Source organism: Rubrivivax benzoatilyticus JA2 = ATCC BAA-35, from assembly GCF_000190375.1.
Taxonomy (GTDB): domain Bacteria; phylum Pseudomonadota; class Gammaproteobacteria; order Burkholderiales; family Burkholderiaceae_C; genus Rubrivivax; species Rubrivivax benzoatilyticus.
In genome coordinates this window covers 22,985-42,953 of record NZ_AEWG01000156.1, presented here as the reverse complement: position 1 = coordinate 42,953, position 19,969 = coordinate 22,985, and the positions used below count along the sequence as shown (strand labels likewise).

Below are 19,969 nucleotides of genomic sequence, written 5' to 3'. Positions count from 1 at the left end.
TAAGCGCTGGGCCAGGCGCTGCCAGGTGTCGACGACCGTGTCCGGGTTCAGCGAGATGGACACGATGCCTTCGGCGGCCAGCCACTCGGCGAAGTCGGGGTGGTCGCTGGGGCCCTGGCCGCAGATGCCGATGTACTTGCCGGTGGCGCGGCAGGCGGCGATGGCGCGCGAGATCATCGCCTTGACCGCCGGGTCGCGCTCGTCGAAGTCGCTGGCCAGCAGCTCCAGGCCGGAGTCGCGGTCCAGGCCCAGCGTCAGCTGCGTCAGGTCGTTCGAGCCGATCGACATGCCGTCGAAGTGCTCGAGGAACTGGTCGGCCAGGATGGCGTTGCTCGGCACCTCGCACATCATGATCAGGCGCAGGCCGTCGACACCGCGCTTCAGGCCGTGGTCGGCGAGCATCTGCGCCACGCGCTCGGCCTGGCGCACGGTGCGCACGAACGGCACCATGATCTCGACGTTGGTCAGGCCCATCTCGCCGCGCACGCGCTTCAGGGCCTCGCACTCCATCGCGAAGGCCTCGGCGAAGTCGCTGCTGATGTAGCGGCTGGCACCGCGGAAGCCCAGCATCGGGTTCTCTTCCTCCGGCTCGTAGCGCGTGCCGCCGATCAGCTTGCGGTACTCGTTGGACTTGAAGTCCGACAGGCGCACGATGACCGGCTTCGGGAAGAACGCGGCGGCAATCGTCGCGATGCCCTCGACCAGCTTGTCGACGTAGAACGCACGCGGCGAGGCGTGGCCGCGGGCCACCGACTCGACGGCCTTCTTCAGGTCGGCGTCGACGTTCGGGTAGTCGAGGATCGCCTTCGGGTGCACGCCGATGTTGTTGTTGATGATGAACTCGAGGCGCGCCAGGCCGACGCCGGAGTTCGGCATCTGGGCGAAGTCGAAGGCCAGCTGCGGGTTGCCGACGTTCATCATGATCTTCACCGGGCAGTACGGCATCTCGCCGCGCTGCACCTCGCTGACCTCGGTCTCGAGCAGGCCGTCGTAGACGCGGCCGGTGTCGCCCTCGGAGCAGGCGACGGTGACCAGGGCGCCGTCCTGCACACGCTCGGTGGCGTCGCCGCAGCCGACGACGGCCGGGATGCCGAGTTCACGCGCGATGATCGCCGCGTGGCAGGTGCGGCCGCCGCGGTTGGTGACGATCGCCGACGCACGCTTCATCACCGGCTCCCAGTTCGGGTCGGTCATGTCGGTGACGAGCACGTCGCCGGGCTGCACGCGGTCCATCTCGGCGATCGAGTGCACCAGGCGCACCGGGCCGGTGCCGATCTTCTGGCCGATCGCGCGGCCCTCGGCGAGCACGGTGCCCTGGCCCTTGAGCTTGTAGCGGTGCTCGACCTTGCCGGCGGCCTGGCTCTTCACGGTCTCCGGACGGGCCTGCAGGATGTAGATGCGGCCGTCGACGCCGTCCTTGCCCCACTCGATGTCCATCGGGCGGCCGTAGTGCGCTTCGATGATCTTCGCGTACTTGGCCAGCTCGACGGCGTCGGCATCGGCCAGCGAGTAGCGGTTGCGCATCTCGGGCGGGTTGTCGACGACCTTGACCAGGCGGCTGCCGGCGGCGCGGTCGGCCTCGGTCGCGAACTCCATGCGCTGCAGCTTGCTGCCGAGCACGCGGCGGATGATCGGGAACTTGCCCGCGGCCAGCGCCGGCTTGAAGACGTAGAACTCGTCGGGGTTGACCGAGCCCTGCACGACGGTCTCGCCCAGGCCGTAGCTCGCGGTGATGAAGACCACGTCGGCGAAGCCGGACTCGGTGTCGATCGTGAACATCACGCCGGCCGAGCCGACGTCCGAGCGCACCATGCGCTGCACGCCGGCCGACAGCGCGACGTCGGCGTGGGCGAAGCCCTTGTGCACGCGGTAGCTGATCGCGCGGTCGTTGTAGAGCGACGCGAAGACTTCCTTCATGTGGTGCAGCACCGACTCGATGCCGCTGACGTTCAGGAAGGTCTCCTGCTGGCCGGCGAACGAGGCGTCGGGCAGGTCTTCGGCGGTGGCCGACGAGCGCACCGCGTAGGTCGCGCCGGGGTTGTCACCTTCCAGCAGCTTGAACTGCGAGCGGATGGCCGCCTCGAGCTCGGCCGGGAACGGGGTCTCGATGATCCAGCGGCGGATCTCGGCGCCGGCCTCGGCCAGCGCGCGCACGTCGTCGGTGTCGAGCGCGGCCAGGCGCGCCTCGATGCGCTCGGCGAGGCCGCCGTGGCGCAGGAAGAGGCGGAAGGCGTGTGCCGTCGTCGCGAACCCGCCGGGAACGCGCACGCCGGTGGCGGCCAGCTGACTGATCATTTCGCCGAGGGAGGCGTTCTTGCCGCCTACGACCTCGACGTCGGTCATGCGAAGTTGTTCGAACGGGACGACCAGGGCGGTCGCCAAGTTGGCCTGGGACATGGTGGGAAAGCTCCGTGATGTGAGAAAACCGGTGCTGCCGCAGGCACGCTCTGACCCCTCGCTCCAGCGCTTGTGGATTCTGTTTGTCGGCCGGGGGTGGTCACGTCGAGGTGAAGGCAGGATGCTTCGCAGGCATTCTACGGAAGTCTTTCCCTATGATGACCAGAAACGGGGCACGGGCGCCCCAAGTGAACTCATGACCGAACGCAGCGTCTTCTTCGTCTCCGACGGCACCGGCATCACCGCCGAGACCTTCGGCAACTCCATCCTCAACCAGTTCCCGGTGAAGATGCGCCACGTGCGCCGGCCCTTCATCGACTCGCTCGAGAAGGCCGACGCCGTCGTCTCCGAGATCAACGAGGTCGCCGAGCGCGAAGGCCGCCGCCCGGTCGTGTTCATCACGCTGGTGGAGCCGCAGATCCGTGCGCGTGTCACCGGCCCGGGCGTCAACGGGATGGTGCTGGACATGTTCCGCACCTTCGTCGAGCCGCTGGAGGACGAGCTGGGCGTCAAGTCCAACCACCGCGTCGGCCGCTTCAACGACGCCAGCCAGAGCCAGGAGTACAACGACCGCATCGAGGCGATCAACTTCAGCCTCGCGCACGACGACGGCCAGAGCTCGCGCAACCTCGATCTGGCCGACGTGATCCTCGTCGGCGTCAGCCGCTGCGGCAAGACGCCGACCTCGCTGTACCTGGCGATGCAGCACGGCGTGAAGGCCGCCAACTACCCGCTGATCCCGGAAGACTTCGAGCGCGGCAAGCTGCCGTCGATGCTGGCGCCGCACCGCAAGAAGTGCTTCGGCCTGACGATCGACCCGACGCGGCTGGCGCAGATCCGCAACGAACGACGCCCGGGCAGCCGCTACGCGGCGCTGGAGAACTGCCGCTACGAGGTCAACGAGGCCGAGACGATGATGCGCCGCGAGGGCATCCAGTGGCTGTCGTCGACGCACAAGTCGATCGAGGAGATCGCGACGACGATCCTGCGCGACATCCGCCCGGACCGCCTGATCTACTGACCTACCGAGGCCCGCGCGCCGCCGATTCGTACAGGCAGATCGCCGCCGCGGCGGCGACGTTCAGCGACTCCTCGCCGCCCGGCTGCGGGATGCGCACCGCCAGCGTGCAGCGCGACTGCAGCGCCGCCGAGACGCCCTGCCCTTCGTGCCCCCAGCACCCAGGCGCAGCGTGGCGGCAGCGCCGCCTCGCGCAGCGTCGCGCCGGCGTGCGGCAGCGTCGCCACCAGCGGCACCGCCAGCGCATCGAGCGCCGCGTCGTCCAGCCCTTCGACGAGGTTCAGCGCGAAATGCGCGCCCATGCCGGCGCGCAGCACCTTGGGCGACCACAGCGAGGCCGTGCCCTTCAGCGCCAGCACCTGCGTGGCGCCCAGCGCCGCGGCGCTGCGCAGGATGCTGCCGACGTTGCCGGCGTCCTGCACGCGGTCGAGCACGACGCCGTGCGCGTCGGGCAGCACGGCGCCACCGGCCGGCGCGTCGATCAGGAAGCCGATCTTCGCCGGCGACTCCAGGCCGCTGGCCGCGGCGAACAGCGCGTCGTCGACGACGGCCACCGCCTGCGCCCAGCCGGCGAGATCGCGCAGCGCCCCACCCTGCTCCCAGGCGCTGACGGCGACGAGCGCCTGCGCCGCCGGCCGCCCGCGCGCGCGCAGCGCGGCGCAGAGGTGGTCGCCTTCGAGCCAGACCTGGCCGACACGGCGGTAGGCGTTGCCGTCCTGCGCCAGCCGGCGCACGCGGGCCAGCAGCGGGTTGTCGCGCGAGGTGATGCTGCGCACGCTCGTCATGCCGTGCTCTTCTCGGCCGCCGCCAGCGCGGCACGCACCGGGGCGAAGCTGCGCCGGTGCTCGGGGCAGGCGCCCAGGCGGCGCAGGGCGTCCAGGTGCACCCGCGTCGGATAGCCCTTGTGGCCGTCGAAGCCGTAGTCGGGCCAGCGCGCGTGCAGCTCGGCGCAGAGCCGGTCGCGGTGCACCTTGGCGACGATGGACGCGGCCGAGATCGCCGGCACCTTGGCGTCGCCACCGACCACGGCCTCGGCGGGGAAACGCAGCACCGGCAGCCGGTTGCCGTCGACCATCACACGCTTGGGCAGCAGGCGCAGCGTCTCGACGGCACGCTTCATCGCCAGCAGCCGGGCGTGCAGGATGTTCAGCGTGTCGATCTCCTCGACGCTGGCCAGCGCGATCGAGACGCACAGCGCACGCGCGTGGATCTCGTCGAACAGGCGTTCACGCTGGCGTGCGCTCAGCGCCTTGGAGTCGGCCAGGCCGGCGATCGGCGCCTGGTCGTCGAGGATCACCGCGGCAGCGACCACCGGCCCGGCCAGCGGCCCGCAGCCGGCTTCGTCCACGCCGGCCACCAGACCGGGCGGATGCCAGCCCAGGTCGAGCTGTTCAGGAGCGGCTTTCGAGAACTTGCGCGAGGGCATCGGTGGCACGGCGCGCGGTGTCGCGCTTGAGCAGATGGTGCAGTTCGACGAAACGCGCCTGCAAGTCGCGCGCACGCGGCGCGTCGTCGAGCCAGGCCAGCGTCTCGCGGGCCAGGGCCTCGGGCTCGCAGCGGTCCTGCAGCAGTTCGGGCACGACGAAATCGCGCGCCAGGATGTTGGGCAGGCCGACCCAGGGCAGATAACCCATGCGGCGCATCAGCTGCCACGACAGCCAGGCCATGCGGTAGCCGATGACCATCGGGCGCTTGAACAGCGCCGCCTCCAGCGTCGCCGTGCCGCTGGCGATCAGCGTCACGTCGCAGGCGGCCAGCACCTCGTGCGAGCGGCCGTCGAGCAGCTGGATCGGCGCGTCGCCGGCATGCGCCGCGACCAGCGGCTCGACCATCGCCCGCAGGCCCGGCGCGAGCGGCAGCAGGAAACGCAGCTCCGGCCGCTGGCGGTGCATCCGCGCGGCGGCCTGCAGAAAGGCCGGCGCGATGTGCTCGATCTCGCCGCGCCGGCTGCCCGGCAGCACCGCGACCACCGGCTCGGCCTCGCCCAGCCCCAGCGCCGCACGCGCGGCGGCGCGCGGCGGCTCGACCGGGATCGCGTCGGCCAGCGGGTGGCCGACGTAGGTCGCGGCGACGCCGTGGCGCTGCAGCAGCTCGGGCTCGAACGGGAACAGGCACAGCACGTGGTCGCAGCTGGCGGCCATCTTCTTCGCGCGGCCGCCGCGCCAGGCCCAGATCGACGGGCAGACGAAGTGCACCGACGGGATGCCGGCGGCCTTCAGCCGCTTTTCCAGCCCGAGGTTGAAGTCGGGCGCGTCGACGCCGACGAAAACCGCCGGCGGCTCGGCCAGCAGGCGGTCGCCGAGGCGGTCGCGGATGCCCTTGATCTCGCGGTAGTGGCGCAGCGCGTCGGCGTAGCCGTGCACGGCCAGCTTGTCGCTGGGCCACCAGGCCTCGAAGCCCTGCGCCGCCATCTTCGGGCCGCCGATGCCGGCGGCAGCCAGCGCCGGCCAGCGCTCGCGCAGTCCGCCCAGCAGCAGTCCGGCGAGCAGGTCGCCGGAGGCTTCGCCCGCGACCATCGCCAGTCGCATGGGATTCAGCGCGCGATGCCCCGCGTCGACGCGGCGAGGAAGTCCAGCACCAGCGCGACGTCGGCATCGCCGCCGTCGACCTGGCCGGCGAGCGCGGCGATCGCCTCGCGCGCCTTCTCCAGCGTCAGCCCGTCGCGGTAGAGCAGACGGTGGATCTGCTTGACCTGGCCGATGCGCTCGCGCGAGAAGCCGCGCCGGCGCAGGCCCTCGACGTTGAAGCCGTGCACGCCCAGCGGGTTGCCGCTGACCATCATGAACGGCGGCACGTCCTGCGAGACGTGGCTCTGGAAGCCGGTCATCGCGTGCGAGCCGACGTGGCAGAACTGGTGGATGCCGGTCAGGCCGCCGACGATGACCCAGTCGCCGACGTGCACGTGGCCGGCCAGCGTGGCGTTGTTGGCCAGGATGCAGCGGCTGCCCAGTTGCACGTCGTGCGCGATGTGCACGTAGGCCATGATCCAGTTGTCGTCGCCGATGCGCGTGACGCCGCCGTCCTGGGTCGTGCCGCGGTTGAAGTGGCAGAACTCGCGGATCGTGTTGCGGTCGCCGATGACGAGTTCGGTCGGCTCGCCGCGGTACTTCATGTCCTGCGGCGCGGTGCCGATCGCGGCATGGCCGTAGATCGTGTTGTCGCGGCCGATCGTCGTCGGGCCCTCGACGATGCAGTGCGGGCCGATCGAGCTGCCGGCGGCGATGCGCACGCCGGCGCCGATGATCGTGTACGGGCCGACGCTGACCGACGCGTCGAGCTCGGCCTTCGGGTCGACGATGGCCGTCGGGTGGATCCGGGTCATCTCGGCCTCAGGCGACTTTGCGCATCGTGCACATCAGCTCGGCCTCGACGGCGGTCTCGCCGTCGACGCTGGCGCGCGTCTTGTACTTGTAGATGCCGCCCTTGGCGCGGTCGATCCAGGCCTCCAGCACGAGTTGGTCGCCCGGCTCGACGACCCGCTTGAAACGCGCGCCGTCGATGCCGACGAAGTAGACGACGGTGTCGTCGCCGGGCTCGGTGCCCATCGACTCGAAGGACAGCAGCGCGGCGCTCTGCGCCAGGGCCTCGAGCATCATCACGCCGGGCATCACCGGGCGCGCCGGGAAGTGGCCCATGAAGAACGGCTCGTTGATCGTGACGTTCTTGATGGCCTTGATGCGCACGTTCTTCTCGAACTCGACGACGCGGTCGACGAGCAGGATCGGATAACGGTGCGGCAGCTTCTTCAGGATCTTGTGGATGTCCAGCACCGGCTCGCTCATGATGTCTTCTTCTCCAGCGCCCGCAGGCGCTCACGCAGGGAATGCAGGTTCTTCAGGGTCGCGGCGTTCTTCTCCCAGGACGCGTGGTCGTCGCAGGGGAAGACGCCGGTGTAGTGGCCGGGCTTGCGGATCGAGGCCGTGACCAGCGTCGCCGCGCTGATGTGCACGCCGTCGCAGATCTCCAGGTGGCCGACGATGTTGGCCGCGCCGCCGATCGTGCAGTGGCGGCCGATGCGCGTGCTGCCCGCCACGGCCGAGCAGCCCGCGAACGCGGTGTGGGCGCCGATGCGCACGTTGTGCGCGATCTGCACCAGGTTGTCGATCTTCACGCCGTCATCGACGACGGTGTCGTCGAGCGCGCCGCGGTCGATGCAGGTGTTGGCGCCGATCTCCACGTCGTCACCCAGGCGCACCGCGCCGAGCTGCTCGATCTTGGTCCAGCGCCCGGCCTCCGGCGCGAAGCCGAAGCCGTCGGCGCCGATCACCGCGCCGCCGTGCACGATGCCGCGGGCGCCGATGCGGCAGCCGAAGGCGAGCATCGCCCGCGGCTTGAGCACCGTGCCCTCGCCGACGAAGGCGCCCTCGCCGACGTGGGCCTGGGCCGAGACGATGGCGCCGGCCTCGACGACCGCGCCGGCACCGACGAAGGCCAGCGCCCCGATCGAGGCACCTGGCGCGACGATCGCGCCCTCCTCGACGACGGCGCTCGGGTGGATGCCGGCGGCCGGCCGCTCGCGCAGCCGGGCGGCCCACCACTGGGACAGGCGCGCGTAGGCCAGGTAGGGGTCGGCGACGACGATCGCGGCGACGCGCGCGGCAGCCGCCTCGCGCATCGCCGCCGACACGATCACGCAGCCGGCACGTGTCGTCGCCAGCTGGGCCTGGTAGCGGGGGTTGGACAGGAAGCTGACGGTGTCGGCCTCGGCACGCTCGAGCGTGCCGAGGCGGACGACCGTGTGTTCCGGGTCTCCGATCAGTTCGCCGCCGAGCAGCGCGGCCAGGTCGCCGATGCGCGCTTGCACGAGCGGCAGACCGTCTTCACTTGCCCGCGCCGGCCGGCGCGTTCAGGACCTTCAGCACCTTGTCGGTGATGTCCACGCGCGGACCCGCGAAGACGACCTCCTGCAGGATCAGGTCGTACTTCTCCTGGTCGAAGATCTGCTTGATGACGCGGTTGGCGCGTTCGACGACGCTGGCCAGTTCCTCGTTGCGGCGCTGGTTCAGGTCTTCCTGGAACTCGCGGCGCTTGCGCTGGAACTCGCGGTCCTGGTCGACGAGCTCGCGCTGGCGGCGGCTGCGCTCGCTCTCGCCGAGCGTCGGGCCGTCCTTCTCGAGCTTGTCGGCCGCGGCCTTGAGCCGGGCGGCCTGGTCGGACAGCTCGCGCTCGCGCTTGCTGAACTCGGTCTCGAGCTTGGCCTGCGCCGCCTTGGCGGGCGCCGCCTCGCGCAGCACACGCTCGCTGTTGACGTAGCCGATCTTCAGCTCCTGCGCGCCGGCCAGCGGCACCAGCGCCACGAGGGCGACGGCAGCAAGGAGGGATTTCATGGGCTGCACCTTCATCAGAACGAGGTCCCGATCTGGAATTGGAAACGTTGGATTTTATCGGTGCGCTCGACACGCAGCGGCACCGCATAGCTCAACTGCAGCGGGCCGACCGGGGAGATCCAGCTCAGGCCCAGACCCGCGGACGCGCGCAGCGTGCCGAGGTCGACGGTCTCGCCATCGCGCCAGACGTTGCCCGCGTCACCGAAGGCGAAGATGCGCAGCGTCTTGTCGTTGCCCGTCCCCGGCACCGGGAAGTACAGCGAGGTGTTGAGGTTCAGGCGCTTGGAGCCGCCGATGTAGGCGCCGGTCGGGTCGACGACGCCCAGCGAGTTCTGCTCGAAGCCGCGCACCGTGCCGAGGCCGCCGCCGTAGAAGTTCTTGAAGATCGGGTACGGACGCCCGCCGATGCCCTCGCCCCAGCCGAGCTCGGCGTTGGCGCCCAGCGTCGTACGCCAGGGCATCGGCCAGAACTCCTGGTACTGCAGGTTGGTGCGCACGTAGCGCACGTCGCCGACCAGGCTCATCTCGGCGTTGACACGCGTGTAGCGCCCGCGCGAGGGCACCAGCGCGCTGTCGCGGCGGTCACGCTGCCAGCCCAGCGTCAGCGGCACCGAATAGCTGCTCTCGCCATAGGCGACGCGGTAGTTCAGGTAGGTCAGCGGAATGCCGGCCGAGGTGCCGATCTTGGTCGTCTCCGCGCCGATGCCGAAGAAGACCGTGTCGTACTCGGAGAACGGCACGCCGAAACGCACCGAGGCGCCCTGCGTCGCCAGGTCGTAGCTGTCGCCCAGGCTGTTGTAGGGGCGGGTCGTGCGGTAGTAGATGTCCAGCGCGCGCGAGATCCCGTCCTGGGTGAAGTACGGGTCGGTCGTGCTCAGCACCAGCGTGCGCTGCGACTTGCTGGTGTTGATCTGGAAGCCGAGGTAGTTGCCCGAGCCGAAGACGTTGTCCTGCTGGATCGACGCCGTCAGCGACAGCCGCTCGGCGTTGGAGTAGCCGGCACCCAGCATCAGGTTGCCGGTGGCCTTCTCCTCGACCTTGACCGTCAGGTCCACCTGGTCGGGCGCACCGGGCACCTCGGTGGTGTCGACGGCGACGTCGCTGAAGTAGCCCAGACGGTCGACACGGTCGCGCGACAGCTTGATGCGGTCGCCGTCGTACCACGACGACTCCAGCTGGCGGAACTCGCGGCGGATGATCTCGTCGCGGGTGCGCGCGTTGCCGGCGACGTCGACGCGGCGCACGTAGACGCGGCGCTGCGGCTCGGCGCCGAGCACCAGCACGACCTGGCCCTTCTCGCGGTCGATCTCCGGCCGAGGCTCGACGCGCGCGAAGGCGTAGCCGTAGAGGCCGAAACGCTCGGTGATGCGGCGCGTGGTCTCGGCCACCGCGTCGCCGTTGTAGGGCGTGCCGGGCCGGATGCCGACCAGGGCGCGGAACTCGTCGTCCTTGCCGAGGTAGTCGCCCTCCAGCCGCACCGCGGTGACGGTGTAGGGCTGGCCTTCGCGGATCGAGATCGTGATCGCGATCGACTGCTTGTCCGGCGAGATCGTGACCTGGGTGGCGTCGACGTTGAACTCGAGGTAGCCGCGGTTGACGTACCAGGCCCGCAGCTTCTCGAGGTCGGCGTTGAGCTTGCTGCGCGAATAACGGTCGTTCTTCGTGTACCAGGTCAGCCAGCCGCCGGGGGTCAGGTCGAACAGGTCCAGCAGCGTGGACTCCTTGAACGCCCGGGCACCGACGATGCGGATGTCGGTGATCTTGGCCGCATCGCCCTCGTTCATCGTGAAGGTCACGTTGACGCGGTTGCGCTCCAGCGGCGTCACCGTGGTGACGACCTCGGCACCGTACAGGCTGCGCGTCAGGTACTGGCGCTTGATCTCCTGCTCGGCGCGGTCGATCAGGGCCTTGTCGAAGGGCAGGCCTTCGCCGATGCCGGAATCGCGCAGCGACTTGATCAGCGGCTCGGAGTCGAACTCCCTCAAGCCGACGAAGTTGACCGAGGCGACGATGGCCCGTTCGTCGACGACGACCACCAGGTCCTTGCCGTCGACCTCCAGGCGCACGTCGTTGAACAGGCCGGTGCCGAAGAGCGCACGCAGCGCGGCGGCACCCTTCTCGTCGTTGTAGGTGTCGCCGATGCGGAACGGCAGCGCGCCGAACACGGTGCCGGGGTCGGTGCGCTGCAGGCCCTCGATGCGGATGTCCTGCAGGACGAAGGGCGTGACGGCATGGGCGGCCGGCGTGGCCAGCACGGCCGCGCTGGCAAACAGGGCGCAGGCCACGCGCTGCGGAGTGGTCGGAATGACTGGGAGCATGGGGTTCAGTGCAGGCCCAGCAGCCGGGCCACGTCGTTGAAGAGGGCGAGCGACATCATCATCAGCAGCACCGCGATCCCGCCGCGCTGCAGCCTCGCCAGCCACAGTTCGGAGACAGGCCGTCCGGTGACGGCCTCGAAAATGTAATACATGAGGTGGCCGCCATCGAGCATCGGCAGCGGCAGCAGGTTCAGCACCCCGAGGCTGACGCTGACCAGCGCCAGGAAGCCGAGGTAGACCGCGGCGCCGCGCTGCACCGACTGGCCGGCGTAGTCGGCGATCGTCAGCGGGCCGCTGAGGTTCTTCAGCGAGGCGTCGCCGACCAGCATGTTGCCGATCATGCCGAGCGTCAGCGTCGACACCTCCCAGGTCCGCGCGGCACCCTCCTGCAGGCCGTCGAGCAGGCCGCGGCGCACGAGGACCGTCTCGGGCGCGGACCCGACGACGGTGTCGATGCGCCCGGCGGGGCCGTCGGCGGTCTGCACGACGCGCGGCACGACATCGAGCTCGCGCTCGGCGCCTCCGCGCTCGACGCGCCAGCGCATCGGCACGCCCTCGCCGTCGCGCACCGCCGCGCGCACGCGGCGCACGAGCGAGGTGGCGTCGGCCACCGGCTGACCGTCGACGAGCAGCACGCGGTCGCCCGCGCGCAGCCCGGCGGCCTCGCCCGGGCTGCCGGCGCGCACCTCGCCGATCAGCGCCTCGCTGAACGGCGCGCCGAAGCCCATCCGGCCGACGAACCGCGAGTCGACGTCGCGCGCCGAATAGGCCGACAGGTCCAGCCGCAGGCTGCGCATGCCGTGGCCGGCACGGTCGCTGACCTCGAGCTCGAGCGAGCGGCCCTGCATCGCGGCCTGCGTCACCTGCCAGCGCAGGTCGGTCATCGAGTCGACCTCGTCCCACGACTGGCCGTCGCGCGACACGGCGCGCACCCAGTCGCCGGCACGCAGGCCGGCGGCCTCGACGGCGCTGCCCGCCGGCGGCGTGCCGAGCACGGCCTTGGGCTCCTCGATGCCGATCCAGTGCGCCGCGGCATACAGCAGCACCGCCAGCAGCAGGTTGGCGGCAGGCCCGGCGACGACGATGGCCGCGCGCCGCGACAGCGGCTGGCGGTTGAAGGCGCGATGGAGCTCGTGACGCGCCACCGGTGCCTCGCGCTCGTCGAGCATCTTCACGTAGCCGCCCAGCGGCAGCGCGCAGACGACGAACTCGGTGCGGTCGGCACCGCGCACGCGGCTGAACAGCACGCGGCCGAAGCCGACCGAAAAACGCTGCACCTTGACGCCGCAGGCCACGGCGACACGGTAGTGCCCGTACTCGTGCACGACGATCAGCACGCCGAGCGTCAGCACGAAGCCGAGGACGGTCGCGATCACGCGGCCAGCGCCCCGATCAGCGTGCGCGCGGCGGCGCGGGCCTGCTCGTCGAGCGCGATCAGCTCGTCGATCGAGGCGATCGTGCCCAGCGCCGGCACCAGGCGCTCGACGGTGCCGGCGTTGACGGCGTGGATGTCGGTGAAGCCGATGCGGCGATCCAGGAAGGCCGCGACGGCCTCCTCGTTGGCGGCGTTCATCACCGCGGTGGCGCCCACCGGGCCGCGCAGCGTCTCCCAGGCCAGCGCCAGGCCGGGGAAGCGGCGCAGGTCGGGCTCCTCGAAGGTCAGCGCCTGCAGTTGCAGGAAGTCCAGGCGCGAGGCGCCGGACTCGATGCGCTCGGGGAACGCCAGGCCGTAGGCGATCGGCACGCGCATGTCGGGCGTGCCGAGCTGCGCCAGCACCGAGTTGTCGCGGCACACGACCATCGAGTGGATGATGCTCTGCGGGTGGATGACGACGCGCACCTGCTCGGGCTCCAGGCCGAACAGCCAGCGCGCCTCGATCACCTCGAGCGCCTTGTTCATCATCGTCGCCGAGTCGACCGAGATCTTGCGGCCCATGACCCAGTTCGGGTGGGCCACGGCCTGTTCGGGCGTGACGTCGGCGAGCGTCGCCGGGTCGCGGTGGCGGAACGGGCCGCCGCTGGCCGTCAGCACGATGTGGTCGATGCGCTGGCCCCAGACGCCGCGGTCCTCGGGCAGGCACTGGAAGATCGCCGAGTGTTCGCTGTCGATCGGCAGCAGCGTCGCGCCACCGTCCTCGACCGCCTTCATGAACAGCGCGCCGCCGACGACGAGCGCCTCCTTGTTGGCCAGCAGCAGCCGCTTGCCGGCACGCGCCGCGGCCATGCACGACGGCAGGCCGGCAGCGCCGACGATGGCCGCCATCACGCTGTCGACCTCGGGCTCGGCCACCAGCTCGCACAGCGCCTGGGCGCCGACGCGGACCTCGGTGCGCACGCCGCCGAGCAGCGCGCGCAGCGCCGCCGCCCGTTCCTCGGTCGGCACGACGGCCACGCGCGGATGGAACTGGCGACACTGGGCCGCGAGTTCTTCCACGCGCTGGAAGGCGCTCAGGCCGTGGACCTGAAAACGCTCGGGATGGCGGGCCACGACGTCCAGCGTGCTGGTGCCGATGGAGCCGGTGGAGCCGAGGATGACCAGACGTTGGGGTGTGCTCACGATGCCTGACCCAGGAAACGAGAAATAGCTTAGACCCCGGCGAAGGCCAGGGCGATCGGGAAGACCGGCAGCAGCGCATCGACACGGTCGAGCACGCCGCCATGGCCGGGCAACAGCCGGCTGCTGTCCTTGGCGCCGGCGGCGCGCTTGACGAGCGACTCGACGAGATCGCCGACGACGCTCATCGCGACCAGCACCAGCAGCGCCGCGACGCCGACCGCCGGGCCCAGGGAGTCCGCCATGCGGGTGTAAAGACCCGGGCCGTCGAGACTCCAGCGGCCGTCGACGGCCATCCAGGCGACGGCCAGCAGCAGCACGCCGGCCAGGCCGCTCCAGACACCGGCCCAGCTCTTGCCCGGGCTGATCGACGGCGCGAGCTTGCGCCGGCCGAAGGCACGGCCGCCGAAGTAGGCGCAGATGTCGGCCGCCCACACCAGGCAGAACACCGAGAACATGAAGTTCAGGCCGACGGCACGCGCATGCGCGATCGCCAGCCAGGCGACCCAGAGCATCACCAGGCCCAGGCCCCAGCGGGCGAGCCGCGGCAGGCGCGGCCAGGCCGCCGGGCCACCGTGCAGCGCGACGACGCTGCCGGGCACCCACAGCGCCACGGCCAGCCACCAGACGCCGGACGGCGGCTGCTCGACCCAGCCAGCGGCCAGCGAGCCGGCGCAGGCCGCCGCGAGCAGCGCCCCCATCGCCACCGCGAGGCCCTGCCCGGCCTGGTTCAGCCGTGCCCACTCCCAGCCGGCCGCGGCCAGCAGCACGAGCGTCAGCAGCGCGAACCAGACCGGCCCGGGGGCCGCCAGCGACGCGATGAGGACGAGAAGCAGGGCGACGGCCGTGATGACCCGCTGTCGCAGCATGGAACCTCAGGAGCTTTCGGACATCACCTGCGGCGCACGGATGCCGCCGAACCGGCGGTCACGCTGCGCGAAGGCGGCCAGCGCGGCGTCGATCTCGGCTTCGCCGAAATCGGGCCACAGGCACTCGGTGAAGAACAGCTCCGAGTACGCCGCCTGCCAGAGCAGGAAGTTGCTCATGCGCATCTCGCCGCCGGTGCGGATGAAGAGGTCCGGGTCGGGCGCGAAGGACAGCGCCATGTGCCGCGACAGATAGGACTCGTCGAAGTCCTCGGGCCGGATGCCGTCGGCCATCGCCTGGCGGCAGGCCTGGACGACGTCCCAGCGGCCGCCGTAGTTGAAGGCCACCGACAGCGTGATGCGGTGGTTGTCGGCGGTCAGCGCCTCGGCGCGGTCCCAGGCCTCGCGCAGCTTGTCGGAGACCGCGGAGCGGTCACCGATGATGCGGATGCGCACCCCGTCGCCGGCCATCTTGGCCAGGTACTTGGACACGGCGACCAGCACCAGCCCCATCAGGCCCGAGACCTCGTCGGACGGCCGCTTCCAGTTCTCGGACGAGAACGCGAACACCGTGAGGTACTCGACGCCGCGCTCGGCAAAGACGTTGACCGCCCGCACCAGCGCGTCGACCCCCTGCTTGTGGCCGAAGAAACGCGGCATGTAGCGCTGGCGCGCCCAGCGGCCGTTGCCGTCCATCACGACGGCGACATGACGCGGAATCGCGCGATCGAGCGCCGTGCCGTCGGGCGCGAGGTTCTCGGTCAGCGGGAGATGGGTCATCGGCGACGCAGGTGGCTCAGACGGCCATGACCTCCGCTTCCTTCGCCTGGACGAGCTTGTCGATCTCGGCGATGGTGCGGTCGGTCAGGCGCTGGACCTCGTCCTGGCCGCGGCGCTCGTCGTCCTCGGAGACGAGCTTGTCCTTGACCAGCTTCTTCAGCTGGTCGTTGGCGTCGCGGCGGACGGCGCGCACGTGGATCTTGGCTTCCTCGCCGGTGTGGCGCACGACCTTGGTCAGCTCCTTGCGGCGCTCCTCGGTCAGCGCGGGCATCGGCACGCGCAGCAGGTCGCCCTGGGCGGAGGGGTTCAGGCCGAGGTCGGACTCGCGGATCGCCTTCTCGATCTTCGGGCCCATGCCCTTTTCCCAGGGCTGGACGCTGATCGTGCGGGCGTCGAGCAGCGAGACGTTGGCGACCTGGCTGATCGGCAGCATCGAGCCGTAGTACTCGACATGCACCTGGTCGAGGATGCCGGGGTGGGCGCGGCCGGTGCGGATCTTGTGCAGTTCGTTCTTGAACGCGTCGACGGACTTCGCCATCTTCTCGGCGGCCGTCTTCTGGATGTCAGCGATGGTCATGGAGGTGAGGCCTCGTCAAACGTGCACGAGCGTGCCTTCGTCTTCGCCCAGCACGACGCGCTTGAGGGCGCCGGGCTTGTTGATGCTGAAGACCCGGATCGGCAGCTTCTGGTCGCGGCACAGCGCGAACGCCGTGGCGTCCATCACCTGCAGGTTCCGCGCGATGGCTTCGTCGAAGCCGATCGTCGAGTAGCGCGTCGCGGTCGGGTCCTTGTTGGGGTCGGCGGAATAGACACCGTCGACCTTGGTCGCCTTGAGCACGACCTCGGCGCCGATCTCGGCGCCGCGCAGCGCGGCGGCGGTGTCGGTGGTGAAGAACGGGTTGCCGGTACCGGCGGCGAAGACGACGATCTTGTCTTCCTCGAGGTACTGCAGCGCCTTGGGACGCACGTACGGCTCGACGACCTGCTCGATCGAGATCGCCGACATGACACGCGCGGTCATGCCTTCCTGGCGCATCGTGTCGGCCAGCGCCAGCGAGTTCATCACGGTGGCCAGCATGCCCATGTAGTCGGCGGTGGCGCGGTCCATGCCGACCGAGCCGCCCGCGACACCGCGGAAGATGTTGCCGCCGCCGATGACGACGGCGACCTGGCAGCCCAGGCTGGTGATCTCCTGGACTTCGCGCACCATGCGCACGATGGTGCCGCGGTTGATGCCGTACGAGTCCTCTCCCATCAGCGCCTCGCCCGACAGTTTGAGCAGAATGCGCTTGTATGCCGGCATGCGGGAGACTCCTGAATCGATGAGGGTGCGAGAGTGAGTGTAAGGGGGCACGAGGCCCCCTTTGTTGCAGGACCTAGCTTACTGGCCCTTGGCGGCAGCGACCTGGGCCGCGACTTCGGCAGCGAAGTCGTCGACCTTCTTCTCGATGCCTTCGCCGACCACGTACAGGGTGAAGCCCTTCACCGTGGTGCCGGCGGCCTTGAGCATCTGCTCGACGGTCTGCTTGTCGTTCTTGACGAAGGCCTGGTTCAGCAGCGAGACCTCCTTCAGGAACTTCTGCACCGAACCCTCGACGCGCTTGGCGACGATCTCCGGCGACTGCACCGGCTTGCCGGCGGCGGTCGCGGCGGCGGCGTCCTCGGCAGCCTTCTCGGCGGCGATGCGGCGCTCGGACTCGACCAGCTCGGCCGGGACTTCGCTGGCAGCCAGCGCCTTGGGCTTCATCGCGGCGACGTGCATCGCGACGTCCTTGGCGGCGACGGCGTCACCGTCGAACTCGACGACCACGCCGATGCGCGTGCCGTGCAGGTAGCTGGCGAGCTGGCCGCCGCCGGCGTAGCGCTTGAAGCGGCGGATCGACATGTTCTCGCCGATCTTGCCGATCAGGCCCTTGCGCACGTCCTCGAGCGTCGGGCCGAAGCCGTCCTGCTCGTAGGCCAGCGCGCCGAGCGCGGCGACGTCGGCCGGGTTCTTCTCGGCGACGAGCTGGGCCGCGGCCTTGGCGAAGGCCAGGAACGAGTCGTTCTTCGAGACGAAGTCGGTCTCGCAGTTGATCTCGACGAGCGCGCCGGTCGTGCCGTCGACGGCCGCGGCGACGACGCCTTCGGCGGTCACGCGGCTGGCGGCCTTGCCGGCCTTGTTGCCGAGCTTGACGCGCAGGATCTCCTCGGCGCGGGCGATGTCGCCGTCGGCCTCGGTGAGCGCCTTCTTGCACTCCATCATCGGCGCGTCGGTCTTGGCGCGCAGTTCGGCAACCATGCTGGCGGTGATTGCGGGCATCTCTCTACTCCATTCGGATGGCAGGAAACCGCCCCAGCGCGTCGTGCGCGCCGGCGGCGGACTCACGGATTCGGGGCGGGGCCGCGTGGGCCCCGCACGGATCAGGCCTCTTCGCGGACCTCGACGAACTCGTCGGCGCCGGCGGCGGCTTGCACGACCTCGTTGGTCGCGCTGGCACGGCCTTCGAGCACCGCGTCGGCGACGGCGCGCGCGTACAGCGCGACGGCCTTGGCCGAGTCGTCGTTGCCGGGGATCACGTAGTCGATGCCGACCGGCGAGTGGTTGGTGTCGACGACGCCGATCACCGGGATGCCGAGCTTCTTGGCTTCGGCGACGGCGATCTTGTGGTAGCCGACGTCGATGACGAACATCGCGTCAGGCAGAGCGCCCATGTCCTGGATGCCGCCGATGTCCTTCTCGAGCTTGACCAGCTCGCGATCGAACAGCAGGGCTTCCTTCTTGATCATCTGCTCCATGCCGGCTTCCTTGGTGGCCTGCATGTCCTTGAGCTTCTTCAGCGAGCCCTTGACCGTCTTGAAGTTGGTCAGCATGCCGCCGAGCCAGCGTTGGTCGACGTAGGGCATGCCGCAGCGCTGGGCTTCCATCGCGATCACCTCGCGCGCCTGGCGCTTGGTGCCGATCATCAGGATCGTGCCGCGGCGCGCGCTCAGCTGGCGCACGAACTTCATCGCGTCCTCGAAGAGCGGCTGCGTCTTCTCGAGGTTGATGATGTGGATCTTGTTGCGATGGCCGTAGATGTACGGGGCCATCTTGGGGTTCCAGAAGCGCGTTTGGTGACCGAAATGGACACCGGCTTCCAGCATTTCACGCATGGAGACAGTCATGGAGACTCCGAAGGTTGGATCTAGAATCCCGGCGCTTGATCGTTGCCGAAGGTGACGGAATCGCTCGAGTCGTGTACGACTGAAGAGCTTCCCGACTCCCCGCCAGCGACACCTCAGGTGCCCGGGTTCGCGGATGTGTCCGTCTCGAATCGCAGGGGCATCAGCACCCGCCCCGAGACAAACCCGATGAGTCTACCACGCCGCGGCGCCCCCGATCTGGGCGACGCCCGGGACCGCATCGTGGCCGGCGCTTCCAGCGCCGCCGCGATGCTCGAAGAATCCCTCGCCGCAGCCGGCACGCCCCCCTGCCGACACACCTTCGTTCGCCGCTTCGACAACCAGGCGCGCGCTGCGGCCGCGGCGGTCGACACGCTGCACGCCGCCGGCGCCCCGCTGCCGCCGCTGGCCGGGCTGGCGGTGTCGATCAAGGACCTGTTCGACGTCGCCGGCCAGCCGACGACCGGTGCCTCGGCGGCGCTGGCCGACGCGCCGCCGGCCACGGCCGACTGCCCGGCTGTCGCCCGGCTGCGTGCCGCGGGTGCAGCACTGGTCGGCCACACCAACCTGTCCGAGTTCGCGTTCTCCGGCCTGGGCCTGAACCCGCACCACGGCACGCCGGCCAACCCGGTGACCGCGGCGCTGGACGCCACGCCGCGCGCGCCCGGCGGCTCCACCTCGGGCGGCGCGGTCAGCGTCGCCACCGGCGCCGCCTGGGCGGCACTGGGCTCGGACACCGGCGGCTCGATCCGCATCCCGGCGGCGTTCCAGGGCCTGGTCGGCTTCAAGAGCACACAAAGCCTCGTGCCGCTGGACGGCTGCATCCCGCTGTCGAGTTCGCTGGACACGGCCTGCGCGATCACGCGCTCGGTGGCCGACGCGGTGCGGATGCACGCCATCCTCGCGGCACGCACGCCACGCCCGGCCGTGCGTCCGCTCGAAGGGCTGCGTCTGGCGGTGCCGCGCACGCTGATGCTCGACGGCCTGGACGACCACGTCGCGGCGGCCTTCGACGCCGCGCTGGCGGCGCTGTCGGCCGGCGGCGCGCGCATCGTCGAGATCAACCTGCCCGAACTCGCCGAGCTGGCAACGCTGAACGCCGCGGGTGGCCTGCCGGCCGCCGAGTCCTGGACCTGGCACCGCCGGCTCCTGGCCGAACGTGGCGCACGCTACGACCCGCGTGTCGCCGCCCGCATCCGCCGCGGCGAGACGATGTCGGCCGCCGACTACCTGGACCTGCTGCATGCACGCCGCGACTGGATCGCGCGCGTGCAGGCGGCGTTCGCCGGCTTCGACGCCGCGCTGTCACCGACGGTGCCGATCGTCGCGCCGCCACTGGCACCGCTGGAGGCCGACGACAAGCTCTTCTTCGCCACCAACGCGCTGGTGCTGCGCAACCCGGCAGTGGTCAATTTCCTCGACGGCTGCGCGCTGTCGCTGCCCTGCCAGCCGCCCGGAACGCTGCCCGTCGGGCTGATGCTCTGGGCACCGGCCTTCGCCGACGACGCCGTGCTCGGCGCGGCGCTGCAGGTCGAGAGCGCGCTTGCCGCGCGGGAGGCCTGAGG

At 70.4% G+C, this 19,969-nt stretch carries 17 protein-coding genes and 2 pseudogenes; 2 read left to right on the top strand and 17 right to left on the bottom strand.

Features of this window, described 5'->3' with window-relative positions:
• Nucleotides 1-3: 3 nt before the first annotated feature.
• Nucleotides 4-2,397: pseudogene (gene ppsA, locus RBXJA2T_RS19905) on the bottom strand (phosphoenolpyruvate synthase); the annotation flags it as partial.
• A 196-nt stretch (nucleotides 2,398-2,593) separates the two neighbouring features.
• On the opposite strand from ppsA, the gene ppsR reads away from it, so the two are divergent.
• The gene (gene ppsR / locus RBXJA2T_RS17805) at nucleotides 2,594-3,418 is read left to right on the top strand and encodes a posphoenolpyruvate synthetase regulatory kinase/phosphorylase PpsR (protein ID WP_009858821.1); all 825 of its coding nucleotides are present in this window, start codon (nucleotides 2,594-2,596) and stop codon (nucleotides 3,416-3,418) included.
• A 1-nt stretch (nucleotide 3,419) separates the two neighbouring features.
• Here the strand turns inward: ppsR and RBXJA2T_RS17800 are convergent.
• The 16 genes and pseudogenes from RBXJA2T_RS17800 to rpsB all read right to left on the bottom strand — a co-directional run bounded on the left by RBXJA2T_RS17800 (nucleotide 3,420) and on the right by rpsB (nucleotide 18,407).
• A pseudogene (locus RBXJA2T_RS17800) lies at nucleotides 3,420-4,200 on the bottom strand (TrmH family RNA methyltransferase).
• Nucleotides 4,197-4,841 carry a ribonuclease HII gene (gene rnhB / locus RBXJA2T_RS17795; RefSeq protein ID WP_009858819.1) on the bottom strand — a complete coding sequence of 215 codons (645 nt, stop codon included), beginning with the start codon at nucleotides 4,839-4,841 and terminating at the stop codon, nucleotides 4,197-4,199. Before rnhB ends, RBXJA2T_RS17800 begins: the two are co-directional and overlap by 4 nt.
• Nucleotides 4,807-5,943, bottom strand: a complete 1,137-nt coding sequence (lpxB, locus tag RBXJA2T_RS17790) for a lipid-A-disaccharide synthase (protein ID WP_029718336.1) — start codon at nucleotides 5,941-5,943, stop codon at nucleotides 4,807-4,809. Before lpxB ends, rnhB begins: the two co-directional genes overlap by 35 nt.
• 5 nt (nucleotides 5,944-5,948) lie before the next feature.
• Nucleotides 5,949-6,737 (bottom strand): acyl-ACP--UDP-N-acetylglucosamine O-acyltransferase, encoded by a 789-nt coding sequence (lpxA, locus tag RBXJA2T_RS17785; protein WP_009858817.1) that lies wholly within the window; start codon nucleotides 6,735-6,737, stop codon nucleotides 5,949-5,951.
• A 7-nt stretch (nucleotides 6,738-6,744) separates the two neighbouring features.
• Nucleotides 6,745-7,185 (bottom strand): 3-hydroxyacyl-ACP dehydratase FabZ, encoded by a 441-nt coding sequence (fabZ, locus tag RBXJA2T_RS17780; RefSeq protein WP_029718335.1) that lies wholly within the window; start codon nucleotides 7,183-7,185, stop codon nucleotides 6,745-6,747.
• A gap of 8 nt (nucleotides 7,186-7,193) precedes the next feature.
• Nucleotides 7,194-8,219 carry a UDP-3-O-(3-hydroxymyristoyl)glucosamine N-acyltransferase gene (gene lpxD, locus RBXJA2T_RS17775; RefSeq protein WP_009858815.1) on the bottom strand — a complete coding sequence of 342 codons (1,026 nt, stop codon included), beginning with the start codon at nucleotides 8,217-8,219 and terminating at the stop codon, nucleotides 7,194-7,196.
• Between the two features lie 16 nt (nucleotides 8,220-8,235).
• A complete protein-coding gene (locus tag RBXJA2T_RS17770) occupies nucleotides 8,236-8,742 on the bottom strand; it encodes an OmpH/Skp family outer membrane protein (protein ID WP_085977013.1) in 507 nt (168 codons plus the stop codon).
• Nucleotides 8,743-8,756: 14 nt separating this feature from the next.
• Nucleotides 8,757-11,060, bottom strand: a complete 2,304-nt coding sequence (gene bamA / locus RBXJA2T_RS17765) for an outer membrane protein assembly factor BamA (protein ID WP_029718334.1) — start codon at nucleotides 11,058-11,060, stop codon at nucleotides 8,757-8,759.
• Nucleotides 11,061-11,065: 5 nt separating this feature from the next.
• On the bottom strand, nucleotides 11,066-12,436 hold the full coding sequence (gene rseP, locus RBXJA2T_RS17760) for an RIP metalloprotease RseP (RefSeq protein ID WP_009858812.1): 1,371 nt from the start codon (nucleotides 12,434-12,436) through the stop codon (nucleotides 11,066-11,068).
• A complete protein-coding gene (gene ispC / locus RBXJA2T_RS17755; RefSeq protein WP_009858811.1) occupies nucleotides 12,433-13,617 on the bottom strand; it encodes a 1-deoxy-D-xylulose-5-phosphate reductoisomerase in 1,185 nt (394 codons plus the stop codon). Before ispC ends, rseP begins: the two co-directional genes overlap by 4 nt.
• Before the next feature lie 29 nt (nucleotides 13,618-13,646).
• Nucleotides 13,647-14,483, bottom strand: coding sequence for a phosphatidate cytidylyltransferase (locus RBXJA2T_RS17750; RefSeq protein WP_009858810.1), 837 nt, complete (start codon nucleotides 14,481-14,483; stop codon nucleotides 13,647-13,649).
• Between the two features lie 6 nt (nucleotides 14,484-14,489).
• A complete protein-coding gene (uppS, locus tag RBXJA2T_RS17745; protein WP_009858809.1) occupies nucleotides 14,490-15,260 on the bottom strand; it encodes a polyprenyl diphosphate synthase in 771 nt (256 codons plus the stop codon).
• Nucleotides 15,261-15,276: 16 nt separating this feature from the next.
• Complete coding sequence (frr, locus tag RBXJA2T_RS17740) at nucleotides 15,277-15,837, bottom strand: ribosome recycling factor (protein WP_009858808.1); 561 nt, start codon at nucleotides 15,835-15,837, stop codon at nucleotides 15,277-15,279.
• Between the two features lie 15 nt (nucleotides 15,838-15,852).
• On the bottom strand, nucleotides 15,853-16,563 hold the full coding sequence (pyrH, locus tag RBXJA2T_RS17735; RefSeq protein ID WP_009858807.1) for a UMP kinase: 711 nt from the start codon (nucleotides 16,561-16,563) through the stop codon (nucleotides 15,853-15,855).
• A gap of 78 nt (nucleotides 16,564-16,641) precedes the next feature.
• On the bottom strand, nucleotides 16,642-17,562 hold the full coding sequence (tsf, locus tag RBXJA2T_RS17730; RefSeq protein ID WP_009858806.1) for a translation elongation factor Ts: 921 nt from the start codon (nucleotides 17,560-17,562) through the stop codon (nucleotides 16,642-16,644).
• A 101-nt stretch (nucleotides 17,563-17,663) separates the two neighbouring features.
• The gene (gene rpsB / locus RBXJA2T_RS17725) at nucleotides 17,664-18,407 is read right to left on the bottom strand and encodes a 30S ribosomal protein S2 (RefSeq protein WP_009858805.1); all 744 of its coding nucleotides are present in this window, start codon (nucleotides 18,405-18,407) and stop codon (nucleotides 17,664-17,666) included.
• Nucleotides 18,408-18,593: 186 nt separating this feature from the next.
• On the opposite strand from rpsB, the gene RBXJA2T_RS17720 reads away from it, so the two are divergent.
• On the top strand, nucleotides 18,594-19,967 hold the full coding sequence (locus RBXJA2T_RS17720) for an amidase (RefSeq protein WP_029718332.1): 1,374 nt from the start codon (nucleotides 18,594-18,596) through the stop codon (nucleotides 19,965-19,967).
• Nucleotides 19,968-19,969: the final 2 nt, after the last annotated feature.